This is a genomic window from Novosphingobium sp. UBA6272, assembly GCF_002440635.1.
Taxonomy (GTDB): domain Bacteria; phylum Pseudomonadota; class Alphaproteobacteria; order Sphingomonadales; family Sphingomonadaceae; genus Novosphingobium.
Genome location: NZ_DJUW01000002.1, coordinates 36054 through 58246 on the forward strand (window position 1 = coordinate 36054; position 22193 = coordinate 58246).

Genomic DNA, 22193 nt, shown 5'->3' on the forward strand with positions numbered 1-22193 from the left:
CTACCTCAGCCGATCTTCACGACAGTGCCGGCGATTTCATATTCCGGCACGTGCAGGTTCTTGGGAGCGGGGCCTTTGCGAATCCGCGCCGCCGTATCGTAGTGCGAGCCATGGCACGGGCAGAAATAGCCGCCGAACTCGCCCTTCACTTCGCCAACGCCGGCGCCTTGCGGCACGCAGCCCAGGTGGGTGCAGACGCCCATGGTGATCAGCAGGTTCTCATGGCCTTCCTTGGTCCGTTCCTTCAGGGTCTGCGGATCGCGCAGCGTGGAAACGTCGACCTTGTTGGCGGCCTCGATTTCAGCCGGGGTCAGGTTGCGGATGAACACCGGCTGCTTGCGGAACACGGCCTTGATCGCCTGCCCGGGCTGGACCGCGGCGATATCGACCTCGGTCGAGCTTTCCGCCAGCACGTCGGCCGAAGGGGCCATCTGGCTGATCAGCGGATAGACAATCGCAACCGCGCCGGCACCAGCCGCGCTGACCGCTGCAATATTGATGAAATCGCGCCGCCGCACACCCTCGCCGTCCGTGACGGCCGGAGTGTCGATGCTCGCATCTTGTGCCATGGTCGAACCGATCCTGTCGTTCCGGTCGCCCCCGCCCGCGCATGATGCGCCTGCTTGAACGACCCCCTCAAAAACTGCCTTTGGCAAGCCCCTATGCGAACCGCACGGTTACCGCAAGATGCAGCCTGACCGGACGGTTTGGCGCGCCTGATAGACGCGAAGCATGGCGCTGCCAACTGCCAAAATGTGCAGGGGTGTTGCGGAATGCGAAAGCGCGCTCAGGCCAGGCCGATCAGCGAGATTTGTCGACCATAATCAGGTTCATGACGATGAGTCGCGCGGCGAAACGAGAAGAATCGGGCTTCATCGGCATAGGTATCGAGCGAAAGCCGCTCGACTGTGCCGATGCCCGCCCGCTCAAGCCGCGCCGCGACATAGTGCTCGAGATCGAACTGGAAGTGCTCCGGCCGGCCTTCGGCAAAAAACCGGGCATTGGCGGGATCCTCGGCCAGAAACCGCTCGCGAAACCCGGCCTCGACTTCGTAGCTGGCCTGGGCAATGCAGGGACCAATCGCGGCGGCGACGTTTTCCCGCCGCGCGCCGAGCCGCTCCATCGCCGCGATCGTGGAATCGGTCACCCCGCCGACCGCGCCCTTCCATCCGGCATGGGCCGCGCCGACCACTCCGGCTTGGGGATCGGCGAAAAGCACGGGGGCGCAATCGGCGGTCAGGATGCCGAGCAGCACGCCAGGCCGGTTGGAAACCAGCGCATCGGCTTCGGGCCGCTCGCCTTCGCTCCATTCCCCGGCCTCGACGCAGACCGCGCCGTGAACCTGATAGACCCCGACCAGCGAAGCGCCGGGCAGGACCGCCTCGGCCGCACGGCGGCGATTCTCATGCACGGCTGCCAGCGCCGGATCGCCTGAATCCATCCCGCGCAGGCCGGTATCCAGCCCCGCGACCAGTCCGGTCGAAACGCCCCCGCGCCGGCCGAGGAAGCCGTGCGGCACCCCGGCCAGCGCCCCGGCACGGATTACCTCGACCGGTTCAGCCAAGGCTCTTGCTCGCCTGCTCGAAGGTGTCCTTCGACAGGTTTGGAGCCGCGACGATCCGTTCCAATTCGGCCCGCATCAATGCCGCGCGGCCCGGTTCAATCCGCCGCCAGCGCCCCAAGGGGGCAACAAAGCGCGCCGCGGTCTGCGGGTTGATCGGATCGAGCGCCAGGATCAGATCGGCGATCAGGCGGTAGCCTTCGCCCGAAACGACATGGAACGCCCCGGCATTGACCGCAGCCGCCATGTAGAGTGCACGGGCCCGGTTGGGGTTGTTCAGGGTGAAGTCGGGATGATCGGCCAGCGCCCGGACATGCGCCAGGACATCGGGATGGAGCGATCCGGCCTGAAGCGAGAACCACTTGTCGATCACCAGCGCATCGCCGGCGTGGCGGGCATGGAACGCAGCCAGCTTCTCGGCCCGCAGCGGCGTATCGAGCCCGCACAGCACCATCAGCGCGCCTTGCCGGTCGGTCATGTTGTCCGCCGCATCGAACTGAGCAGCGGCCAGCCGCGCCGCCTGTTCAGGGGCACCAGCCGCCAGCAGGACCAGCGCCAGGGTCTTGACCTTGCGCGCGCCGCGCGCGGCGGCGGACAAGCTGTAGGGCACTGCCGAGGCGCGGGCATGTAGCGCCAGCAGATCGTCATGCAGCGCCGCAGCCAGCGCGGCCTTCAGCCCTTCGCGCGCAGTCCGGATCGCGCCGGGATCAGCCTGTTCAAACTGCTCGGCCAGATAGGCCTCGCCCGGCAGGGTCAGCAGTTCGCCCCGCATCAGGTCATCCAGCGCCGGATCGGCGATCACTTTGCGCAGTGCCGCTGCAATAGCCGCAGCTCCGTCCGCGTCGGCAGCGCCCTTGATCACGGCCAGCAGATGCTGCACCGCCAGTTGCTGCAAGGCTTCATAGCGAGCGAAGGGATCGTCGTCGTTGGCGGCGAGGAAGACCAGATCGTCGCGGGTCGTATCCGCATCGATCGCCACCGGCGCGGAGAACCCGCGGTTGAGCGACAGCACCGGGCGCGCGGCAAAGCCGGGGAAGGCAAATTCCATCTCGGCCCGGTCAAGCACCACCAGCTTCTCGCCGTCGTGGCGACCGGTCGCAGGATCGAACAAGGCCAGCCGCAGCGGAATGACCATCGGCTGCTTTTGCGGCTGACCGGGGGTAGTGGGCAGGTCCTGCCGCAACGTCAAGGTGGCGACATCGCCATCGTGGCTGAGCCGCGCGGAGACCTTGGGGGTGCCGGCCTGGCTGTACCACAGGCGAAACTGCGACAGGTCGATCTCCGCCCCGTCCTCGATCGCCTTGACGAAATCCTCACAGGTCGCGGCCTCGCCGTCGTGGCGATCGAAGTAGAGGTCGGTGCCAGTCCGGAATCGCTGCGGCCCCACCAGGGTCCGCATCATGCGGATCACCTCGGCCCCCTTGTTATAGACCGTGGCGGTGTAGAAGTTGCTGATCTCCTGATAGGAATCGGGCCTGATCGGGTGCGCCAGCGGGCCCGAATCCTCGGGGAACTGGGCCCCGCGCAGCACCCGCACGTCCTCGATCCGCTTGACCGCCTCGGACCCCATATCCTGGCTGAACAGCTGATCGCGCAGCACGGTGAAGCCTTCCTTCAGGCTTAGCTGGAACCAGTCGCGGCAGGTAACGCGGTTGCCCGACCAGTTGTGGAAGTATTCGTGGGCGACCACGCCCTCGATCCCGTCGTAGTCCATGTCGGTAGCGGTATCGGGATCGGCCAGGATGTAGCGGGTGTTGAAGACGTTGAGACCCTTGTTCTCCATCGCCCCCATGTTGAAATCGCTGACCGCGACGATGTTGAACAAGTCGAGATCATATTCGCGGCCGAACACCTCTTCGTCCCACTTCATCGAATCCTTCAGCGCCTGCATCGCATGATGGGTGCGGTCCTGATCGCCCTCGCGGACCCAGATATTGAGATCGACTTTGCGGCCCGAGCAGGTGGTGAAGCTGTCCGAATTGGCGACCAGATCGCCCGCGACCAGCGCGAACAGGTAGCTCGGCTTGGGCCAGGGATCATGCCATTCGGCCCAGTGGGCGCCATTCGCACCTTCGCCCGATGCGGTGCAGTTGCCATTGGACAGCAGCACCGGAAACGCCGCCTTCGACCCTTCCATCCGCACCGAATAGACCGACAGCACATCGGGCCGATCGGGGAAGAAGGTGATCCGGCGGAATCCCTCGGCCTCGCACTGGGTGCAAAGCATGCCGTTCGAGGCATAGAGCCCCATCAATTGCGTGTTGGCCTTGGGATTGATCTGGGTGGCAATCGCAACTTCGTGCACCTCTTCGGGCAAAGCGACCAGCAGGTCATCCCCGTCCATCCGCCAATCGTTGCTGAGCTGGCCATCGACCATCACTGCTTCGGCGGCGATCCCATCGCCGTTCAAGCGCAGGGTCCGGCCCGCGCCGTTGCAGCGCACCTTGAGCGTGGCGACCACCCGGGTCTGCTCAATCCCGAGATTGAAGGCCAGGGCTACTTCTGGGACCAGCCATTCGGGCGGCTGGTAATCTTCGCGGCGGATGATTCTCGGGGCGGGCGGTGCTGCTGAAATGTCCATGCCCCCTATCTAACCATGCCGCTTCCGATTGCCAGCGCCGCGGACTATGGAGCAGGGCAATGCACCGCATTTTCATCTTCGGACTGGGCTATACCGCCGCCCGCGCCGCCTTGGCGCTCGAACGGGCCGGCTGGGAAGTCGTCTCAACCGGGCGGTCGGGAACGCTGCGGTTCGACGATTCGGGATCGGTACGCATGGCGCTGGCGGATAGCAGCCACGTGCTGTCTTCGGTCCCGCCCGAGGGAACCGGCTGCGATCCAGTGCTCGATGCCTATGGCGACGCGCTGAACGGCAAGAGCCTGATCTATCTCTCCTCGACCGGGGTCTATGGCGATACCGGCGGGGCCTGGGTCGATGAAACCGCCCCGACTGGCACAGGCCGCCGCACTGCCCGGGCAGAGGCCGACCGCGAATGGCTGGCGCGCGGCGCGCAGGTGCTGCGGCTGCCAGGAATCTACGGCCCCGGGCGCTCGGCGCTGGAACGGGTCGAATCTGGGGCAGCCCACCGAATCGATCTTGCCGATCAGATCTTCAGCCGGGTCCATGTTGACGATATCGTCTCGGGCTGCCTCAAGGCGCTCGACGCTCCCGCAGGAGCCTACAACCTCGCAGATGACCTGCCGTGCAGCCAGAACGCCGTGGTCGATGAGGCCTGCCGCCTGCTGCGGCGCGAGCCGCCGCCATTGCAGGCGATGGATGACGCCAGCCTCTCGCCCATGGCCCGCGCCTTTTATGACGAGAATCGCCGGGTTGCGAACCGCAGGGCCAAGCGGGTGCTGGGCTGGCGGCCAATCTATCCGACTTACCGCGACGGGCTCGCCGCGCTATTTGCGGCCCGACAGCGCGATCAATAGCCCGGACATCGCCAGCGCCGCGCCGCCCGCAGCAAGCGCGGTCCAGCGATAACCTTCGAACACGGTTGAGAGCGCCATCGCCACAACTGGCACGGCCACGCTGTTGTAGGCCGCACGGCCCGGGCCCCAGTCGCGGATCAGCTGCGAATAGAGCGGAAACGTCAGTGCCGACCCGGCCAGACCGAGATAGGCAATCCCGGCGATGTAGCCAGGACGCGGATCGAACTGCGGCAGGCCGATAAAAAACAAGGCATAGGCCGCGCTGAGCCCGGTGCCCCAGATCATCCCCCAGGCCATCAGCGCCACCACCGGCACCCCGCGCGCGGTCGGTGTGGCCTGGAGCAGATTGCCGACCGAGACCGAAAGGATTGCCAGTGTCACGAGCAGGGTCCCGGTCAGGACCCCGCCGTCGGGCGGCGCGATCCGGTATTCGTGGATCATCAGCATGGCGATTCCGGCCAGCGCGATTCCCGAACCGGCCAGAAAGCGCCCGCTCATCGGATTGCCCAGCACCAGCCGGCCCAGCACGGCATTGGGAACGATCATCAGGGCAAAAACCACCGCGACAAGTCCCGAAGTGAGGTAGTGCTCCGAGCGGTAGATCAGCTGGAAGTTGAGGCTGAACTGGAACAGCCCCATCGCCGCGGCCAAGGCCTGTTCGCGGCCGCTCAGCCGCATCCGCTTGCCGCGCAGCAAGGCCAGGGCCGCCATCGCCGCGGCCGCCAGAACGAAACGCCAGACCACTGACCAGGCCGGCGGAACAAGGCTGATCTGGTCCTTGATCACCAGCCAGGTCGAGCCCCAGACCAGCGCGAGCAGGATGAAGACCGCGATCGAGCGCGGAGTAGGCGCGGTCTGTCCGCTCACAGCTGGCGGATCGCGCTGGCCAGCTTGGCAACGTGCGCGGGATCGCTGTTCCAGGCCGTGACCAGCCGCGCCGCATCAGGGCCCCAATCATAGAACGAGAAACCCTGGCCGCGCAGCGCCTCGCGCTCAGCCGAAGACAGCTTCAGGAACACCTCATTGGCCTCGACCGGGTGGAGCAGCCGATCGGCAGCGGCACCCGCCAGCTCGGCAGCGGCGGCATTGGCGGCGCGGGCATTTTCCAGCCACAGCCCGTCCTCCGCCATCGCGAGCAATTGTGCCGCGAGGAACCGGCCCTTCGATTGGAGGTGTCCGGCCCGCTTGCGCCGCAGTCGGGCCAGATCCGCCAGCCCTTCGTCGAAGAAGATCAGCGCCTCAGCGCTCATCCCGCCATTCTTGACGCAACCGAAGCTGAGCGCGGCCGCGCCCTCGCAGGCCTGCCAGGGCTCACAGCCGAGGAAGGCCACCGCATTGGCAAAACGCGCCCCGTCGACAAGGAGCGCCAGCCCGTGGGCATGGGCCGCCGCCGCAACCGACGCCATTTCCGCGGGGCTGTAGCAACGTCCGTATTCACTGGCCTGGGTAACCGAAACGGCCTGCGGCTGGACCTGATGCACGTCTTTGCGGATACCCGCCATCACCGCGTCGATCGCAGCGGGACTGAGCTTCGCGCCCTCGCCATCGGCCAGCAGCAGCTTGGCACCGTGGGTGTAGAACCCAGGCGCGCCGCACTCGTCGGTTTCGATGTGCGCCTCGCGGTGGCAGATCACTCCGCCGTGCGGCGGGACCATGCTGGCGAGCGCCAGGCTGTTCGCCGCCGTCCCCGTCGCCACCCACAGCACCGTGCAGGGCCGGCCGAACAGATCGGCAAAAACCGCGTCGAGCGCCAGACTCAGGCCGTCGTTATCATAGGGCGGCTGCGGCGCATCGGCGGCGCGCATCGCTTCCCACAGCTTGGGGTGCACGGCAGCGGCATTGTCGGATAGGAACTGCATCACCATCTTGCCTTATGCGGCCCGGCCCGCGCGTCAAGCAGGAGAACCCGATGGATCAGGTCACAATTACCCGTCACGGCGGCGGCAAGGCCGGCGAATATCACGCCCATGTGGCGGGCAGCAGTGCAATCGGACGGCTGACCTGGGTGGCGAACGGCCATGCCAGGGTGGCCGAACATACGCTGGTCCCGCCGGAAATCGGCGGGCGCGGGGTCGCGGCCAGGCTCGTCGAGGCGCTGGTCGCCGATGCCCGGGCCGAGGGTTTCCTGATCGAGCCGCAATGTTCCTACGTCGCCGCCGCCTTTGCCCTGCATCCCGAATGGGGCGATCTGCTCGGCACCAGCTGAAACATGGCTAATTCCGGGTTACCACAGCCCGTCACGCGCCGTTCACTCCCGCAGCGCAAATTCGCCCTCGACCAGGGGATCGGTCAAGGGAACGATCCATGCGCTATGTTCTGTATGCCTTCGCGATCGCCGCTGCCGTGATGGTCTGGACCCAGACCACCGACAAAGGCCGCAGTGTGAAACGCCAGCTCAGCAGTCATCCCGTGGATGATCGCTGGTCGCATTGAATTTTCGCTGCATTATTCTGGCTGCGTAATCCGCAGCTGGGCAATTCGGCGCACGCCCTCTGACCGGTCGAGCTGGACGATCACGTCGATCGAGCGCGCGATATAGCGCACCACATCATCCCAGCTGAGCCGGCTGCCGGCCTGCAGCACCAGCAAGGCGAGCTGGTCGATCGCCCGCTCGGGGCTATCGGCGTGGATCGTGCTAAGCGATCCGGGGTGGCCGGTATTGACAGCGCGCAGGAAGGTGATCGCCTCAGCCCCGCGGATTTCGCCCAGAATGATCCGGTCGGGCCGCATCCGCAGCGCCGCGATCAGCAGGTCATCCGCGTTGACCTCGGCCTCGCCCTGGTTGCCACGCGCCGCGATCAGGCCGACTGCATTTTCATGCCGCAGCTGCAGTTCGGCAGCATCCTCGATCAGGATCAGCCGCTCACGCTGCGGCACTTCGCGCAGCAGGGTGTTGAGGAAAGTGGTCTTGCCGGTGGAGGTGCCGCCAGAAACCAGGATATTGCGCCGATCCCGTACCGCATGGCGCAGGAAGGCAATTGGATCGCCGCGGTGCCCCACCCCGAACCGGCCAGAGGTGCCGAGCGGTTCGATCCGCAGGCCTTCGGCAGCGCCGCGATAGGATTCGAGGTCAAGATCCTGCACCACATGACGGCGGATTGCGATCGCCACTTCGCCGCGGGTGGCCGGGGGCAGCACCACCTGGACCCGCGAGCCGTCGGGCAGGCTGGCCGCGAGCAGCGGGCTTTCGCGGTTGATCCCCTGGGCATTGGCGGCGGCGATCTGCCGGGCCAGGCGAAGCAGCGCGGTGCGATCGAGGCCGGGCGTTTCGTGCCGCTCGATCCCGCCGCCCAGCGTTTCGGCCCAAACTTCGCCGGGGCGGTTGATATAGATGTCGGTAACATCGTCACGGCCCAGCCACTGCGCGAGCGGGGCAAGGTAGCTGTCGAGATAGAGATGCTGGGCCAGCACGGTCAGCGTTCGACGTCGCTGAAATCGAGGTCACGGGCGACGAACACCGATACCGGGCTGCCCTGGGCAACCCGCAGCGTGGGCTCGAAAACTTCGGTTTGGGTCGGGTTGATCTTCACAGAACTGCCGGGGAGTCCCAATACTACGGTTCCGCCTGCCGCTTTGCTGGATCCATAGCTTACCCCGAAATCAAGAATTGACTGGAGTAGCGCGTTTCCGAAGCGGGCCAGAAAGTGCGTGTTGACCTTGCCCTTGACACCGGCCCGACCCAAGGGGTCGGCGGATGGTGAATCGAGCGCAATGACTACGCCGTCGGGCCGCATCAACCGGGTCCATTGAATCATGGCGCGATTCTCGCCAATGGCGAGGTCGGCTTTGTATTCACCATACAGGCGGCTGCCACGTGGGACCAGGACGCGCGTCCCATCAAAGCTTCGTACATCGCGAGAAACGATCGCGCGGGCGGCTCCGGGGCGCGTCGAATCCAATGCTGTTTCGAGGACCGCCTGGATTACCGCGCCTTGTGGAATGGTCATGCCGGGATTTGAAAAGCGCGCCGCTTTTACCCGATCAGGCGAATTTGAGCTTGGCTCAGGTGCTGGCGCAGCGACAGCCGGCGGACCCTGGTAGACCGGATCGGTCATTACCGGCCCAGGTTGAGGAGGCGGCTGGAAAACAGGCGGGCCAGGGGCATAAATCACTTGCGGGCTTCGCGATGGCCGTCGAGGTTCACCCGGCGGGGGCCCAACCATGATTCTGGGTTGTTCGGGCCACGGGGCCGCCGCCAATCTGTCAGACTGCAACATCGCTGGATCGTCCAGCGCCAGGGGAGGCGGTGGCACAATCATGCCATCGCCTTGCATTTGCTTTGGTTTCAACGGGTCGATGTCACGATCCGATCGGCGTGACTCCAACGCTGCGAACAACATTGTTGCCGCCAGCGCCACTCCCGCGGCAAACACCCATACTCCGCGGTTGGACGTGTGTCCTGCCACCAGCGGTCGAGCGATGCCCGGTTCGGGCGGATCGAGCTTGGGTTGGCTCATTCAAGCCTCCGTTTTTTCGCAACCTGGCGTTCGGCTTGAGCTTTGAATTTTCCGATTCGGAAAACCAGGCGCGGATAGACCCTGTCGATCACCATCAGGCCATTGCGCATGTAGGAATCAACGGTTTCCTCGTCTCCCAATGCATTCAGCGCAAATACCGCCGGGAGGGTCTGGTCTGGTGCCCATTCTATGTAGGTTCGCAACCCATCATCGCTGACCTGCAGCGGGCGCAAACTTGCCAAGCCTTTGAGGGAGTAGCGGTTGGTTGCCTCGGGGGGCATTGCCAGCGGAGCGTCTCCGGCTGGCGCAGAAAGTCCGCTCGGCCCCGCCGAAGCAATGCTGAACCGAACGGCATAGACTACGTCGTTGGCTGGCCCAACCAACAGGCGGAATCGGTAGCTGCGCAAGTGGGTTCGCACGTCCACCAGATCATTGCGCGGTGCCTGCTGGGTCCTGAGCACAAGCGAGTCCGCTTGCGGTGCCACCAAGACCTGAATAGCTTGGGAATCGCCCACCACGACGCTCTGGACAATCTCACCCGGCGCAAAGATCACAGTGAGTGCACCGCCCAGGGTGGTCCGCATCGGAATAACGGCACCCTCGCGCCATTCGACCGTTTCAAGGCGCGAATCCGAATCAAGCGGGCGGGCCGGCAGGGCTCCCAGCGGCGCGGCGAGCAAGGCGAAGATGATGGCGAAGCGCCTCACCTTTCGGGACCTCGCGACGGGCCAGGCCTGCCAGGTGCTCCGCTTGAAGGAGACGCCGGTGCAGGCATCGGATTAACTGGCTGGAGCGGAACCGCTTGATCAAGGGGCGCTTCGGGAACCGGGCTAGGCGGGATCTCGGCCGACTTCGAATAAGAACTAACCTGAAAGCCCAGCGGATTGATCAGGCGGCTCTCTGCACTCATGCCTGCGGCCGAAAAACGGTATTTGATAACTGCGGCCCAGATTCCCTGCTGCGCCGGAAGCCCGCCCTGATCATTGCGCATGGTGGCAAAACGAACCAGCGCCGTATCTGGGCCAAGCGGCGAAATCGAACGGATTTCAGCCGTTATCACAGTCGTACGAGGCAAGGTGGCAAGCGGACTGGTCGGGTTCGAAGTCTGCATTGCGGCGATGTATTGACTGCGGGCTTCGCCTGTCGACCACAAGGCAACCTTCTTGTAGCTGTCCTGCAGCGCAGCAGCATTGAAGCCTTCGCGGTTGGTGACATACTGGGCCAGCATCGAATGAATCAGCGCCTGATCCGGATTGATCGCCTGGCCCTTGGTCAGGTTAAGCGGCTGGACGAAACCGGTCTGGCGATCGACCATGACCGCATAGGGTTCGACTTGCTTGAGCGGGATCAACAAGACCAGGGCCAATGCTTCGAACAGAGCGATAGCAGATGCCACCCCGGCCAAAATCCAGGCCAAGCGGCGAGAGCGGCGATCACCCTCGTATCGATCCTCGGCCCAGCTTTCAGCGGCCCGATAATAGTCGACCAGCGCCGGATCTTCGGGCTTGTTCATTCAGGAATTGTCCCTTCTCGCAGCGGCAGATGACGAACGGCGGCTGTTGCGGCGGTAAGAGTTGCCGAGCACCTCGACCCGAGCCACGCCCGATTGCGCAGCAGGGGCCGGCCCTTGATTGGAACTCTTTGCGCCGAGAAATCCATCACCGATCCTTCTGGCCCGTTCCGCCATTCGTTCTTCACGCTGCATGGTTTGCGAGACTGCGTCCGCCACTTGTTGCGCGCGCGGCAGTGTCGTTGCCATGGCGAGCGATGGTCCCGCCTGTGCAAAAACCTGCTTGGAATCGCCCTGAATCGAAACGCCTGCTGCTTCAGCTGCCTGTTGCCATCCGGGCGCGGCGAAGAATACGACCCGCACCGCAAGCGCCAGCCCACCCCAAGCGACGGCAGCGAATGCCAATGCAATCACGGTTAGCTCGGTTGGCACCGCAGGAACCAGGACATTGGCATCGCGCTGGGCCAAGGCATTGGCAAGCCAACCTTCAAGAATACTCAGCTCGACCCCGTAAAGAAGCGAAAGCACTAGGGCACCGAGAGCGCAGGCGCCCAGCCCTCGCAACCAGCCGAAGAAGATATCGCGGGTTCCGCCAAACAACAGCAAAGCGGCCATTAAGGGCGCCAAAGCGAGCAAGATCCCGGCAACCAGGCGAACGATCGCAATCGGACCAATCGTGCCGACCAGGAATGCAATCCGGCCCCAGGCGAAGCCGGTGCGGTCGGCCAGCGCAATGCCGCGCGAGATATCCCCCTGGTCGGACTGGCCAACAACCCCTCCGGTCATGCGGCCCGTTCCCCAAGCCGTCAGTGCCACGATCCCCTGGTCTGCATTGTCGAGCCGATAGTTCAAGTCGCCATGGTTGCCAGGAAGACCCGCACTGAGTCCAATCTGGGAGGCAATCTGGCTCGGCCCGTCAAGAACCGCGTTGTAAGCCAATGTCCGCCAAGCGGGCCAACTGCTTGCCAGGGTTAGCACGATCCCAACCTTGATCAGGTTGCCGATCAGATCACGCCCGCCCGGAGCCTCGCCAAACATCAGCCGCAATCCGAACAGGGCAATGAACAAGGTCAACGCAGCAAGCAGTAGCGCTGCAACCGGTGAATTGGGGTCGGCCAGCGCGCCATAGCCGTACGCACCTATTGCCTTGGCCTGACAATCAACCTGGGCGAGCATGCCGCCGAGGAAATTGCTGCCCGACTGAACCGGAGCGCAGCTCATGGCGCACGCTCCAGCAGCGGCTTCATCCAAGCGGTCGGATCTAGGCCGGTACCTGCCGAAAGCTCATCGAACAACCGCACTGTCGCCTCACGGCCCGACAGGATCGTCAGCAGATCCTTTTCGCCCGAAAGATTGAGCCGCGCCACAACGCTCTCATTGCCGTGCTTGATCAAGAAACAGTGCGACGAATCCGGAAGCGTCCGGACCAGTTCATACTCGTGCGGGGTCAGTCCAAATCCATCGACATAATCTTCGGCCCGAGCCTTGGGATTGATCATGAAGATCTGGGTCGCGGCCTGCTCGACGATCGCGCTGGCGATCTTGCTTTCCAGCGCGTCCTGCGCGCTCTGGGTCGCAAAACCGACGATCCCGTTGCGCTTGCGGATAGTCTTTTCCCAATCCTTGATCCGCCGCACGAAAACTTCGTCGTCGAGCGCCTTCCAGCCTTCGTCGACGACGATGATCGATGGCGTGCCGTCAAGCCGGTCCTCGACCCGGTGGAAAAAGTAGAACAGCGCCGGGGTCCGCACGGCCGGATCGTCGAGCAGCGCGGTCATGTCGAAGCCAACGGTCGATGCCGTCAGATCGGTCAGGTCTTCCGCGTTGTCGAACAACCAGGCCCGTTCGCCCTCGCCCCACCACGGTCGCATCCGGGCATAGAGATCGCCGGCCTTGGGACGGGTCGCACCGCGCAGCAGCTGGACCAGATGGCTCAGTCGGCGGAGCGGGCGGGGTTGGGCGAAATTGGCATCGACCGCGTCCTTGATCAGCTCCAGCTCGCCCGGATCTGCCCCGCCGGCCAAAAGCACCAACCAGTCGATCAGGAACTGGCGGTTGGTCGGGTGATCGTCCATCTGCAGCGGATTCAGCCCCGATGGCTCGCCCGGCCGAAGCCGATCGTACTGTCCGCCAACTGCACGGATGAACAATTCGGCGCCGCGGTCCTTGTCGAAAAACACGATCCGCGGGGCGAACTTGCGGGCCTGGGCCAGCAGGAAATTGAGCACCACCGTCTTGCCCGAACCCGACGGGCCGATCACCGTGAAATTGCCCAGATCGTTCTGGTGGAAGTTGAAGAAATAGGGTCCCGCCGCCGTGGTTTCAAACAGGGTGACCGCATCGCCCCAATGATTGCCGCGAGCCTGCCCAACCGGGAAATTGTGCAGCGAAGCAAGCCCCGCGAAATTCGCGGTCGAAACTAGCCCTTTGCGCGCGATATAGCGAAAATTGCCGGGAAACTGCGCCCAGAATGCCGGTTCCAGCGCGATATCCTCGCGAACCGCGACGATCCCCAAATCGGCGAGCGCCGCGACAACCTCGGCAACCTGGCCGTTAAGCGCCTCGATGCTGTCGGCATGAACCGCGATGGTGGTGTGGTGCTCGCCGAATCCGGCGCGTCCTGCGGCAACGTCGTCCTTGGCGCGGGTCAGCTCGTCGCGTAGCGACAGCGCCTCGTCCTCGGCAGAGCGCATCCGTCGCAAAACAAGGTTCATCCGGTTGAGCGCTTCTGCCCGTTCGACAAAAGCAAAACTTTGCGACACCGTCATCTCGAACGGCATCCGGTAAAGTTCGTCGAACATGCCGGGCAGCGTTTCGGACGGATAGTCCTTGATCGAAACGAGTGCCCCGAACCGGCGCTTGCACGGCCCCGCAGCCCCCAACTCGTAAGCCTCGGCACCAAAGCTGGCTCTGCGGAAAGGGAGGTGTTCGCCCAAGTCGCCATGCGGCAGCAGGACTGGACGCATCTCACCGTTGAAAAGGTAGGACAGAAACTCAAGCGACTCGCTGCAGTAACCATCCTCGCCCTGATAGACCGACAGCAGCCGCGGCCGATAGGCGCCGAGCGCGGCCATCACCGCATCGCTGGCCGCATCGAGCGCGCGTTTCTCTTGGGCGAAATTGGCGGCTCGATCAGCCGCCGTGCGCGCAGCCAAGCCGCGCAACCAGTCGAGCAACCCGACCCGGCCCTGCAACGGGCGGCGCACGATGGTCAGGAACAGCTCGTTGACATACATCTCGCGTGCAGCCAGCCGCTCGCGCCAGCGTGCATCAAGATGCCGGGAGAACTCGTCCTGGAATCGGGAATCCAGCGTTACTTCTGCCTTGCGGCGGATGACATGGTGATAGATCGCAAACCGTGATGATCCCACGGCCTTAAGCGTCGCGTCACGCAGCTCGGCGCGATAGTTGATTTCATCGGTGTCGGCGGTCTCGAACAGCAGGCCGCCAAGACGCACGGTCTGAAACAGCAGCCCGTCGCGGGTCTCGATCGTCACATCGTCGACGTGGCGCGCGAACGGCAGGTGTTTTCCTGCGGTTTGCTCACGCCCTATCACGCGCGGATCATTGGTCAGGGCCGGTAAGAGTTGCATCCCCACAACCGATAGTTTTTGACGCGAGGACAGCGGCTGACCCTGGCGATCCACAGATCAAAGAAGCGTGGCTCGCGCAAACAGGCGACCATGCCGACTCCATGGACCAAGGCGGCAATTGCCAGCGCCCAGAAGCTCTTGAAGATCAGGAAAACCTCTGCAGCGAGGATCGCATTGAACACAAAATAGCTATAGGTTACCCCGCCGAACATCTGCGGCCGGGTCAGCGCTACAAAAACGGAATTGTGGTTAAGCCCGGCCAAGCTTCAACCTCCGGCCGAGGCACGGATGCCGGCAACTATGCTGGCCGCGCCAAACAAAATGAAACAGCCCAGGATTACGATCGCCCCACGCCGCCAGTCAATCCTGCCGGTAAGCATCATGAACCCAACCGAAGCTATTGCGATTACTGCCGCGACGGTCGCCACCGTACCAAGCAGGGTGCCTTGCAACCAATTCAGCGCACCGATAATCGGGCCCGATCCTTCAGGATCGGGAGCAACCGCAGCCAAGGCTCTTCCCGGTACGGCAAAGAGTCCGGCAAGTGCATAAAATGAAACAATAAGCCGACGGCCCAAAATCATACTCCCTCCAAATGGAATCGCGACGGGAATGCCATGTCTGGCATGAACTGGGCTGGCTTGCCATAGTCTTCGCCCTGAATAGACGAGAAAACAGACACGCGCGGCTGGACCATTGCATTGGCCGCCTTATCTGGCAATGATCGCGCAATGATGCAGGTGCCAAACGCTCTTGTCCTGATTCAATCCGGCAGTGCACCCTTCGCTGCCGCGGGCTGGATGGAACGCTTGCTGATCGGACCAATTGGAACCAGCCTGGCAGTGATTGCCGTCGCCTGGTTCGGGCTTGGCATGCTGAGCGGACGTCTGGCCATGCGGCGCGGCGCCTTGCTGGTGCTGGGCTGCTTCATTTTGTTCGGAGCGCCGGTCATTGCCAGAGGGTTGTTGAACCTGGCGGGGGAAACGGGCGGATCCCGTCCGGCTCCTGTGGCCTTGACTATAACGCCACCGCCACCGGCGGTTACTGCGCCCCCAGCCTTTGATCCCTATGCCGGAGCATCGGTACCCCAAGGCAACTAACCGATCCCGCTGGATTGGCGCTTGCCTGGCGGTCAACCGCGCAAACTGACACGATCGGGCGCTTGCGCCAGTAGCGAGGCAGCGACCCGGTCGGCCAGATCGGCCCCCGATTGCCAGGCCGACTCGATTTGACCGGGAAGGCACCAATCGCCGCAGGCTCCCAGCGACAAGTTATCATTCCACAAAACCTTGCCGACCTGACCGTATGCCAAGGCAAACCGCCAACGATGCGCCTTGATGAAATTTGGTGCTGGCAGGTCGATGCCGATTTGGCTCCCGAACAGATCAAGCAGTCGCTGCGCGACTGCTTCTTGATTGCATTCGAGATTTCGTTGCGACCATTCCGCCCCGGCTTGGATCACCCAGGCTTCACCGCGCGCGCGCGCGGGCTTGGAATTGTTTCGCGCGGCCCAGGCGATCGGACCAATGCCTGCGAAATGATCGGGCAATCCCTGCAAGGGCTGGTCAAACCCGGCCATCACCGACCAGCACGGCTTGGATCGCGTCGCGGCCAGCTCGCGCGCCAGGACAAGGTCATGCAGCGACAGCAAAGGTGCCGCCTGTTCAGCCGGGACCGCAAGTATCAATGCTGCAAACGGCCCCTCGCACAGGCCCGGGCCGGACACAAACCAGCTCAGCCCGTCGCTTTCGATCCGCTGGACCAAGGCGCCAAAGCGCACCGCATGCCCAGCGCATTGCGCCTCGATCAAGCTGGCCATGGCCGGCACCCCGACAAGCGAACCAGCAGGGCCTCCTTGCCATGGGGCCAGCAACCCGGCGCGCCGCCAGTCTTCGACCTGCACGGCAAATGCACCTTGGCCCGCAGTCAGAAACTGTGCGCCAAAATCCCAGCTCCAGTCCTCAATTCGCAGGGTTGATAACCTGCCACCCGGACGCTTGCCTTTGTCGAATAACACGGACTCGATCCCACGGGCTCTCAGACCTGTCGCACAGGACAGTCCGGCAACCCCGGCTCCTACTACTGCAACCCGCATCGATCTGCACTTTCGGCCTAGCCGTGGCCCATCAGCGAGAGCACTTCCTTGCGGCTGCTGGGATCGTCACGAAAGCAGCCGAGCACCTTGCTGGTGACCATATCGACCCCGTGGGTTCGAACGCCCCGGCCGGTCATGCAGCCGTGCTGGGCCTTGATCACCACGGCAACGCCCAGCGGACTCAGATGATCCCAGATGCACTGGGCGATCTCTGAGGTCAGCCGCTCCTGAATCTGCAGGCGCCGGGCATAGCCGTGCAGCACCCGGGCCAACTTGGAAATGCCGACGACGCGGTCGGTCGGCAGGTAGGCGATCGAGGCCGTACCGACGATCGGGGCGAGGTGGTGCTCGCAATGCGAATGGAACGGAATGTCGCGCAGCAGCACGACCTCGTCATAACCGGCCACTTCCTCGAAGGTGCGTTGCAGGTGAACGGCAGGATCCTCGGCATAGCCAGCGCAGTATTCGCGCCAGGCCCGCCCGACCCGTGCCGGTGTGTCAATCAGCCCTTCGCGCTCCGGATCGTCACCGGCCCAGCGCAGCAGGGTTCGTACCGCTTCCTGGACCTCGGCCGGAACCGGGGGTTTGCTGTCAGCCGCAGCTGGCACGAATTGGCCGTGCATGACGTTCATCGGGTAAACCCCTGTGCTGGAGAAAACTTGCCGGCCGCCGACGGGAGGGGGGATGGGCGTTGCGACGACCGGCAGGTTCCATCTATGTTTTCGCTTCAGGTTCTGCGATATGCCCATACGGGTAGTGGTTGGGGGAAATGCCGGAGTGCCGATGACACCTGAATCCCTTATTGCTGCAAGCAAGGTCGCCGCCGTGGTCAGCGACCCGCGCCAGGCGGACAATCCGATCGTCGCCTGCAATGAAGCCTTCATGCAGCTGACCGGCTATTCGCGCGAGGAAATCCTCGGCCGCAATTGCCGGTTCCTGCGCGGCGAGCGGACCGAGCCGGAGCAGACCGCGATGCTGCGCGAAGCCGTGGCGGAGAGCCGCCCGGTGATGGTCGAGCTGATCAACTACCGCAAGGATGGCAGCGCCTTTCGCAACGCGGTGATGATCGCGCCGCTGTTCGACGAGAAGGGTGATCTTTCCTATTTCCTCGGTTCGCAGATGGCGATCGATGACAGCGGGGCCAGCCGCCACGAGCAGGCCCGCGCGCGGGTTGAGGCGCTCAGCCGCCGCCAGCGGCAGATCCTAGAGGCTTTGGCCAAGGGCCGGCTCAACAAGCAGATCGCCTGGGAACTTGATCTGACCGAGCGGACCATCAAGATGCACCGCGCCGCAATGCTCCGCGCGCTGGAAGTTCGCACCGTCGCCGAAGCGATCCGGATCGCGATCGAGGCCGGGCTCTGATCCAAAGCTGAGGCTTGCGGCCCGCGCGACCGGCCTGAACGGGCAGTCTTTTCCGCTGCCTCGCGGATGAAATCTGCCCGCTGCAAAATTCGTATGCAAAGGATTGCGGTTTCGCCGCCAAGTTGGGATCAGTGCCAGCCAGAACCAAACGGAGAGATGCAATGCAGCGGCTGATTGGCGCGATAGAGGCCGGCGGAACCAAGTTCGTGCTGGCCCTGGCGCGGGAAGACGGAGGCGTACTCGCCGAAACCCGGATCGCGACCCGCACTCCGGCGGAATGCTTCCCCGAAGTTGCCGCATTCTTTGAGCAGGCTGCAGCCGCCCACGGCCCGATTGCGGCCTTCGGCGTGGGCAGCTTCGGGCCGATCGATATCGATCCGGGCTCGCCCGGTTACGGCACCTTCACCACCACACCGAAGCCGGGTTGGGCTGGCGCAAGCTACCGCGATGCCCTGGGCCGGTTCGGCGCGCCGATCGTGGTCGATACCGACGTCAACGGCGCCGCATTGGGTGAGTGGGAACAGGGCGCTGGGCAAGGCTGCCGGACGCTGGCCTATACCACGGTAGGCACCGGGATCGGCACCGGAGTGCTGCGCGACGGCCAATCGCTGATGGGCTTTTCGCACTTCGAGAGCGGGCACATCCCGGTGCCGCATGACCGCAGCCTCGATCCCTTTGACGGATTCTGCCCCTATCACGGCGACTGCCTTGAAGGACTGGCCGCAGGACCGGCGATCGAACGGCGCTGGGGCACCAGCCTATCCAAGCTGGCCAGCCCGGCCGACAAGATCGAACTGATCGCCGGCTATGTCTCGCAACTGGCGGTCAGCCTGATCCTGCTGCACATGCCCGACCGGCTGATATTCGGCGGCGGGGTGATGAAGACCCCCGGACTGATCCCGGCGCTGCGCAAGGCGACCGAGGCGCGGCTGGCGGGCTATATCCAGGCCCCGCAGCTCGATCCGGGGCTGGAAAGCTACATCGTTCCGCCGGGCCTTGGTGACGAGGCCGGGATCACCGGTGCAATCGCGCTGGGCCGCAAGGCGCTGGCCTAGGCCGCACTGCGGAAGTGGAATGGTGCTGCTGGGGAGGATTGAACTCCCGACCTCAGCCTTACCAAGGATGCGCTCTACCACTGAGCTACAGCAGCACACCATTCCAGAGGGCCCATGAACGGCTGGGCCGTCCGGGCAGGGGCGCGCTATTGGCTGCGCGCCCTTGCTTTGTCAAGCACGAGGCGTGATAGCGCCGAGAGATTGCCGATGCGTGAAGACGATGCCCCCCTGTCCCGCGAGGACCGCCTGGCCGCCAAGCTGCGCGAGAACCTGCGCCGCCGCAAGGAACAGGCACGGAATCTGGCGCGCGGTGAGCAGGCGCAGCTTCCCAAAGGCGAATCGAACAGCTAGGGGCCAAGCATCCTGAAACCGGGGGAGCTAACCGTGCCGCGCCTGATCCTTGTTCGCCATGGCCAGAGCCAGTGGAACCTGGAAAACCGCTTTACCGGCTGGTGGGATGTCGACCTGACCGCCAAGGGTGAGGACGAGGCCCGCGCCGCCGGGGCCTTGCTCAAGGCCAAGGACATGCTGCCCAGCGTGGCTTTCACCTCGTTACAGACTCGCGCAATCCGCACGCTGCATTTCGCGCTGGAAGCGGCCGGACGGCTGTGGATCCCGGAAACCAAGGACTGGCGGCTCAACGAGCGGCACTATGGCGGCCTGACCGGGCTCGACAAGGCCGAGACTGCGGCCCGGCACGGCGACGAACAGGTCAAGATCTGGCGCCGTAGCTTTGATACTCCGCCGCCAGTGCTGGAAGACGGATCGGAATTCGATCTGCGCTCCGACCCGCGCTATGCCGGGATCGCAATCCCCAGCACTGAAAGCCTGAAGGACACGATCGCCCGGGTCCTGCCTTACTACGACGCGGAAATCGCCCCGGCCCTGCGCGCCGGCGAAGTCGTGCTGGTTTCGGCGCACGGCAATTCGCTGCGTGCGTTGGTCAAGCACCTGTCCGGGATCTCCGATGCCGAGATCACCGGGCTGGAGATTCCGACCGGCCAGCCGATCGTCTACGAGCTGGACGAGAGCCTCAACGCGCTGGAGCGCTACTACTTGTCGGAGCGTTAGCATGAGCGCACCCGTTGCAATCGTCATGGGCAGCCAGTCGGACTGGGCGACGATGAAGTGCGCCGCCGACGCGCTCGACAAGCTGGGGGTCGGCTATGATGCCCGGATCGTCTCGGCTCATCGCACCCCGCAGCGCCTGGTCGAATTTGCCGAGGGTGCCGCAGCCGAAGGCTTCAAGGTAATCATTGCCGGTGCCGGCGGCGCCGCGCACCTGCCGGGCATGGTCGCCAGCATGACGCACCTGCCGGTGCTGGGCGTCCCGGTCCAGTCCAAGGCGCTTTCGGGGCAGGACAGCCTGCTCTCGATCGTGCAGATGCCCGCAGGGATCCCGGTCGGCACCCTGGCGATCGGAGAGCCCGGAGCAACCAACGCCGGGCTGCTCGCCGCCGCGATCCTCGCCACCACCGATGAAGCGCTGACCGAGCGGCTCAAGGCCTTTCGCGCCGCGCAGAGCGCCGGCGTGGCCGAGCGGCCGAGCTGACCGGCGCGATGATCCCTCCGGGTGAAACGATCGGCATTCTGGGCGGCGGCCAGCTTGGCCGAATGTTGGCCAAGGCGGCGGCGCAGCTGGGCTACCGCGTCCATGTTTATGCGCCTGAAGCGGATTCGGTCGCGGCCGAAGTCTGCGCCCGCTTCACCTGCGCGCACTGGGACGATGCCGCCAGCATGGCCGCATTCGCCGCCGATTGCGCGGTGATCACCTATGAGTTCGAGAATGTGCCGGTCGGCCCGCTGAAGGCACTGGGCCCAGTGCCGCTCCACCCCAATGCGCGGGCGCTGGAAGTGGCGCAGGACCGGCTGAACGAGAAGGAATTCGTCGAGCAGCTCGGCGGCCGCACCGCGCCCTACATGGCGGTCGATACCCGCGAGGATCTTGACCAGGCGCTGGTCCGGATCGGATCGCCGGGGATCCTCAAGACCCGGCGCGAAGGCTATGACGGCAAGGGCCAGTGGCGGATCAACTATGACCATGAGGTCGAAGGGATATCTCTGGGCGCCCAGCCGCTGATCTACGAAGGCTTCGTCCAGTTCTTTGCCGAATTCAGCGTGATCCTGGCCCGCGGGCAGGACGGAACGGTGAAGTTCTGGGACAGCGCCGAGAACGTCCACGAAGGCGGGATTCTGGCCCGGTCGACCGCCCCCGCCAGTGCCGAGGTCCTTGCCCAGGTCGAGGAAGCGCGGGCGCTGGCCGGCAAGGTCGCCGCTGCGCTGGACTATGTCGGGGTCGCAGCGTTCGAATTCTTCGCCACCCATCAGGGCCCGGTGTTCAACGAGATGGCCCCGCGGGTCCACAATTCCGGACACTGGACCATCGAAGGCGCGGTCACCAGCCAGTTCGAAAACCACATCCGCGCGATCTGCGGCCTGCCGCTGGGCGATACCCGGCTCGCCGCCAGCCGGGTCGAGATGCGCAACGTGATCGGCGAGGCGGCTGAGGACTGGGCCGCGGTGCTGGCCGATCCGGCCAATCACCTGCACCTCTACGGCAAGGGCGCCGCCCGCCCCGGCCGCAAGATGGGCCATGTCACCAGGCTGATCTTCACCCCATGAACCATCCCGAGATCGTGCTGGTGGTTGCCGTCGCCGACAACGGCGTGATCGGGGCGAACGGCGGGATGCCCTGGCACATTTCGGCCGACTTCCGCCGGGTCAAGGCGCTGACCATGGGCAAGCCGCTGGTGATGGGCCGCAAGACCTTCGATTCGCTCCCCGGAATCCTCCCCGGCCGCCGCCACATCGTGATCACCCGCGACGCCGCCTGGGAAGCCGAGGGGACCGAGCGGGCCGCTTCGCTGGAAGCGGCGTTGCAAATGGCCAATGCCCCGCACATCGTGGTGTTCGGCGGCGCACAGATCTATGCCGAGGCCCTGCCGCTGGCCGATCGGATCGAGCTGACCGAGGTCCATGCCTCACCCGAAGGCGATACCCGCTTTCCCGCGTTTGACCGCAGCGAATGGACCGAGACCTTCCGCGAGCACCATCCGGCCGATGGCCGCAACCCGGGGTTTGATTTCGTCACGCTGCTGCGTAAACCGGGGACGGACTGAGGGAGC

At 64.5% G+C, this 22193-nt stretch carries 26 protein-coding genes and 1 tRNA gene; 11 read left to right on the forward strand and 16 right to left on the reverse strand.

Annotated features, from left to right (window positions below):
• Positions 1 to 5: 5 nt before the first annotated feature.
• From petA to pepN, 3 genes are all read right to left on the reverse strand, one after another.
• Positions 6 to 569, reverse strand: coding sequence for a ubiquinol-cytochrome c reductase iron-sulfur subunit (gene petA / locus B2V17_RS00810; RefSeq protein ID WP_292994192.1), 564 nt, complete (start codon positions 567 to 569; stop codon positions 6 to 8).
• Positions 570 to 787: 218 nt separating this feature from the next.
• A complete protein-coding gene (gene pgeF / locus B2V17_RS00815) occupies positions 788 to 1564 on the reverse strand; it encodes a peptidoglycan editing factor PgeF (protein WP_292994194.1) in 777 nt (258 codons plus the stop codon).
• Entirely contained in the window at positions 1557 to 4142 is a 2586-nt protein-coding gene (gene pepN / locus B2V17_RS00820; RefSeq protein WP_292994196.1) for an aminopeptidase N, read from the reverse strand. Before pepN ends, pgeF begins: the two co-directional genes overlap by 8 nt.
• Before the next feature lie 59 nt (positions 4143 to 4201).
• Between pepN and B2V17_RS00825 the strand changes: the two genes are divergently transcribed.
• A complete protein-coding gene (locus B2V17_RS00825) occupies positions 4202 to 4996 on the forward strand; it encodes an SDR family NAD(P)-dependent oxidoreductase (RefSeq protein WP_292994198.1) in 795 nt (264 codons plus the stop codon).
• On the opposite strand, the gene B2V17_RS00830 is transcribed toward B2V17_RS00825, so the two are convergent.
• Both B2V17_RS00830 and B2V17_RS00835 read right to left on the reverse strand, forming a co-directional pair.
• Positions 4967 to 5863, reverse strand: coding sequence for a DMT family transporter (locus tag B2V17_RS00830; RefSeq protein WP_292994199.1), 897 nt, complete (start codon positions 5861 to 5863; stop codon positions 4967 to 4969). The genes B2V17_RS00825 and B2V17_RS00830 overlap by 30 nt on opposite strands.
• Complete coding sequence (locus B2V17_RS00835; RefSeq protein WP_292994201.1) at positions 5860 to 6855, reverse strand: threonine aldolase family protein; 996 nt, start codon at positions 6853 to 6855, stop codon at positions 5860 to 5862. Before B2V17_RS00835 ends, B2V17_RS00830 begins: the two co-directional genes overlap by 4 nt.
• A gap of 50 nt (positions 6856 to 6905) precedes the next feature.
• Here B2V17_RS00835 and B2V17_RS00840 point away from each other — a divergent pair, with 50 nt between their 5' ends.
• On the forward strand, positions 6906 to 7202 hold the full coding sequence (locus tag B2V17_RS00840; RefSeq protein ID WP_292994203.1) for a GNAT family N-acetyltransferase: 297 nt from the start codon (positions 6906 to 6908) through the stop codon (positions 7200 to 7202).
• A 98-nt stretch (positions 7203 to 7300) separates the two neighbouring features.
• Complete coding sequence (locus B2V17_RS00845; RefSeq protein WP_292994205.1) at positions 7301 to 7429, forward strand: hypothetical protein; 129 nt, start codon at positions 7301 to 7303, stop codon at positions 7427 to 7429.
• Between the two features lie 12 nt (positions 7430 to 7441).
• Here the strand turns inward: B2V17_RS00845 and virB11 are convergent, their stop codons facing one another.
• The 8 genes from virB11 to B2V17_RS00885 form a co-directional block, all read right to left on the reverse strand.
• A complete protein-coding gene (virB11, locus tag B2V17_RS00850) occupies positions 7442 to 8407 on the reverse strand; it encodes a P-type DNA transfer ATPase VirB11 (RefSeq protein ID WP_324474678.1) in 966 nt (321 codons plus the stop codon).
• A gap of 2 nt (positions 8408 to 8409) precedes the next feature.
• A complete protein-coding gene (locus B2V17_RS00855) occupies positions 8410 to 9051 on the reverse strand; it encodes a TrbI/VirB10 family protein (RefSeq protein ID WP_292994207.1) in 642 nt (213 codons plus the stop codon).
• A 398-nt stretch (positions 9052 to 9449) separates the two neighbouring features.
• Positions 9450 to 10133: a TrbG/VirB9 family P-type conjugative transfer protein gene (locus B2V17_RS00860; RefSeq protein WP_292994209.1), complete on the reverse strand. Its 684-nt coding sequence runs from the start codon at positions 10131 to 10133 to the stop codon at positions 9450 to 9452.
• Positions 10134 to 10156: 23 nt separating this feature from the next.
• Entirely contained in the window at positions 10157 to 10966 is an 810-nt protein-coding gene (locus B2V17_RS00865; RefSeq protein WP_292994211.1) for a virB8 family protein, read from the reverse strand.
• Positions 10967 to 12184, reverse strand: a complete 1218-nt coding sequence (locus tag B2V17_RS00870; RefSeq protein ID WP_292994213.1) for a type IV secretion system protein — start codon at positions 12182 to 12184, stop codon at positions 10967 to 10969.
• Positions 12181 to 14556 (reverse strand): VirB4 family type IV secretion/conjugal transfer ATPase, encoded by a 2376-nt coding sequence (locus B2V17_RS00875; protein WP_292994215.1) that lies wholly within the window; start codon positions 14554 to 14556, stop codon positions 12181 to 12183. Before B2V17_RS00875 ends, B2V17_RS00870 begins: the two co-directional genes overlap by 4 nt.
• Positions 14535 to 14768, reverse strand: a complete 234-nt coding sequence (locus tag B2V17_RS00880) for a type IV secretion system protein VirB3 (protein WP_292994746.1) — start codon at positions 14766 to 14768, stop codon at positions 14535 to 14537. Before B2V17_RS00880 ends, B2V17_RS00875 begins: the two co-directional genes overlap by 22 nt.
• 54 nt (positions 14769 to 14822) lie before the next feature.
• Complete coding sequence (locus tag B2V17_RS00885) at positions 14823 to 15140, reverse strand: TrbC/VirB2 family protein (protein ID WP_292994217.1); 318 nt, start codon at positions 15138 to 15140, stop codon at positions 14823 to 14825.
• A 147-nt stretch (positions 15141 to 15287) separates the two neighbouring features.
• Here B2V17_RS00885 and B2V17_RS00890 point away from each other — a divergent pair, with 147 nt between their 5' ends.
• Complete coding sequence (locus B2V17_RS00890; protein ID WP_292994219.1) at positions 15288 to 15656, forward strand: TrbC/VirB2 family protein; 369 nt, start codon at positions 15288 to 15290, stop codon at positions 15654 to 15656.
• A gap of 32 nt (positions 15657 to 15688) precedes the next feature.
• Here the strand turns inward: B2V17_RS00890 and B2V17_RS00895 are convergent, their stop codons facing one another.
• Both B2V17_RS00895 and folE read right to left on the reverse strand, forming a co-directional pair.
• Positions 15689 to 16651: an NAD(P)/FAD-dependent oxidoreductase gene (locus B2V17_RS00895; RefSeq protein WP_292994221.1), complete on the reverse strand. Its 963-nt coding sequence runs from the start codon at positions 16649 to 16651 to the stop codon at positions 15689 to 15691.
• A gap of 17 nt (positions 16652 to 16668) precedes the next feature.
• On the reverse strand, positions 16669 to 17283 hold the full coding sequence (gene folE, locus B2V17_RS00900; protein WP_292994223.1) for a GTP cyclohydrolase I FolE: 615 nt from the start codon (positions 17281 to 17283) through the stop codon (positions 16669 to 16671).
• Positions 17284 to 17434: 151 nt separating this feature from the next.
• Here folE and B2V17_RS00905 point away from each other — a divergent pair, with 151 nt between their 5' ends.
• Positions 17435 to 18013, forward strand: a complete 579-nt coding sequence (locus B2V17_RS00905; RefSeq protein WP_292994225.1) for a PAS domain-containing protein — start codon at positions 17435 to 17437, stop codon at positions 18011 to 18013.
• Between the two features lie 161 nt (positions 18014 to 18174).
• The gene (locus tag B2V17_RS00910) at positions 18175 to 19068 is read left to right on the forward strand and encodes an ROK family protein (protein WP_292994227.1); all 894 of its coding nucleotides are present in this window, start codon (positions 18175 to 18177) and stop codon (positions 19066 to 19068) included.
• 20 nt (positions 19069 to 19088) lie between these two features.
• Here B2V17_RS00910 and B2V17_RS00915 read toward each other — a convergent pair.
• Positions 19089 to 19163, reverse strand: a tRNA-Thr gene (locus tag B2V17_RS00915).
• 112 nt (positions 19164 to 19275) lie between these two features.
• Here B2V17_RS00915 and B2V17_RS00920 point away from each other — a divergent pair.
• From B2V17_RS00920 to B2V17_RS00940, 5 genes are read left to right on the forward strand one after another with little or no spacing between them, the layout of a single operon-like run.
• On the forward strand, positions 19276 to 19419 hold the full coding sequence (locus B2V17_RS00920) for a hypothetical protein (protein WP_292994229.1): 144 nt from the start codon (positions 19276 to 19278) through the stop codon (positions 19417 to 19419).
• 33 nt (positions 19420 to 19452) lie between these two features.
• Complete coding sequence (gene gpmA, locus B2V17_RS00925; protein WP_292994231.1) at positions 19453 to 20139, forward strand: 2,3-diphosphoglycerate-dependent phosphoglycerate mutase; 687 nt, start codon at positions 19453 to 19455, stop codon at positions 20137 to 20139.
• Between the two features lies 1 nt (position 20140).
• On the forward strand, positions 20141 to 20620 hold the full coding sequence (purE, locus tag B2V17_RS00930) for a 5-(carboxyamino)imidazole ribonucleotide mutase (RefSeq protein ID WP_292994233.1): 480 nt from the start codon (positions 20141 to 20143) through the stop codon (positions 20618 to 20620).
• A gap of 8 nt (positions 20621 to 20628) precedes the next feature.
• The gene (locus tag B2V17_RS00935) at positions 20629 to 21690 is read left to right on the forward strand and encodes a 5-(carboxyamino)imidazole ribonucleotide synthase (RefSeq protein ID WP_292994235.1); all 1062 of its coding nucleotides are present in this window, start codon (positions 20629 to 20631) and stop codon (positions 21688 to 21690) included.
• Complete coding sequence (locus B2V17_RS00940) at positions 21687 to 22187, forward strand: dihydrofolate reductase (RefSeq protein ID WP_292994237.1); 501 nt, start codon at positions 21687 to 21689, stop codon at positions 22185 to 22187. The genes B2V17_RS00935 and B2V17_RS00940 overlap by 4 nt, the downstream gene beginning before the upstream one ends.
• Positions 22188 to 22193 lie beyond the last annotated feature (6 nt).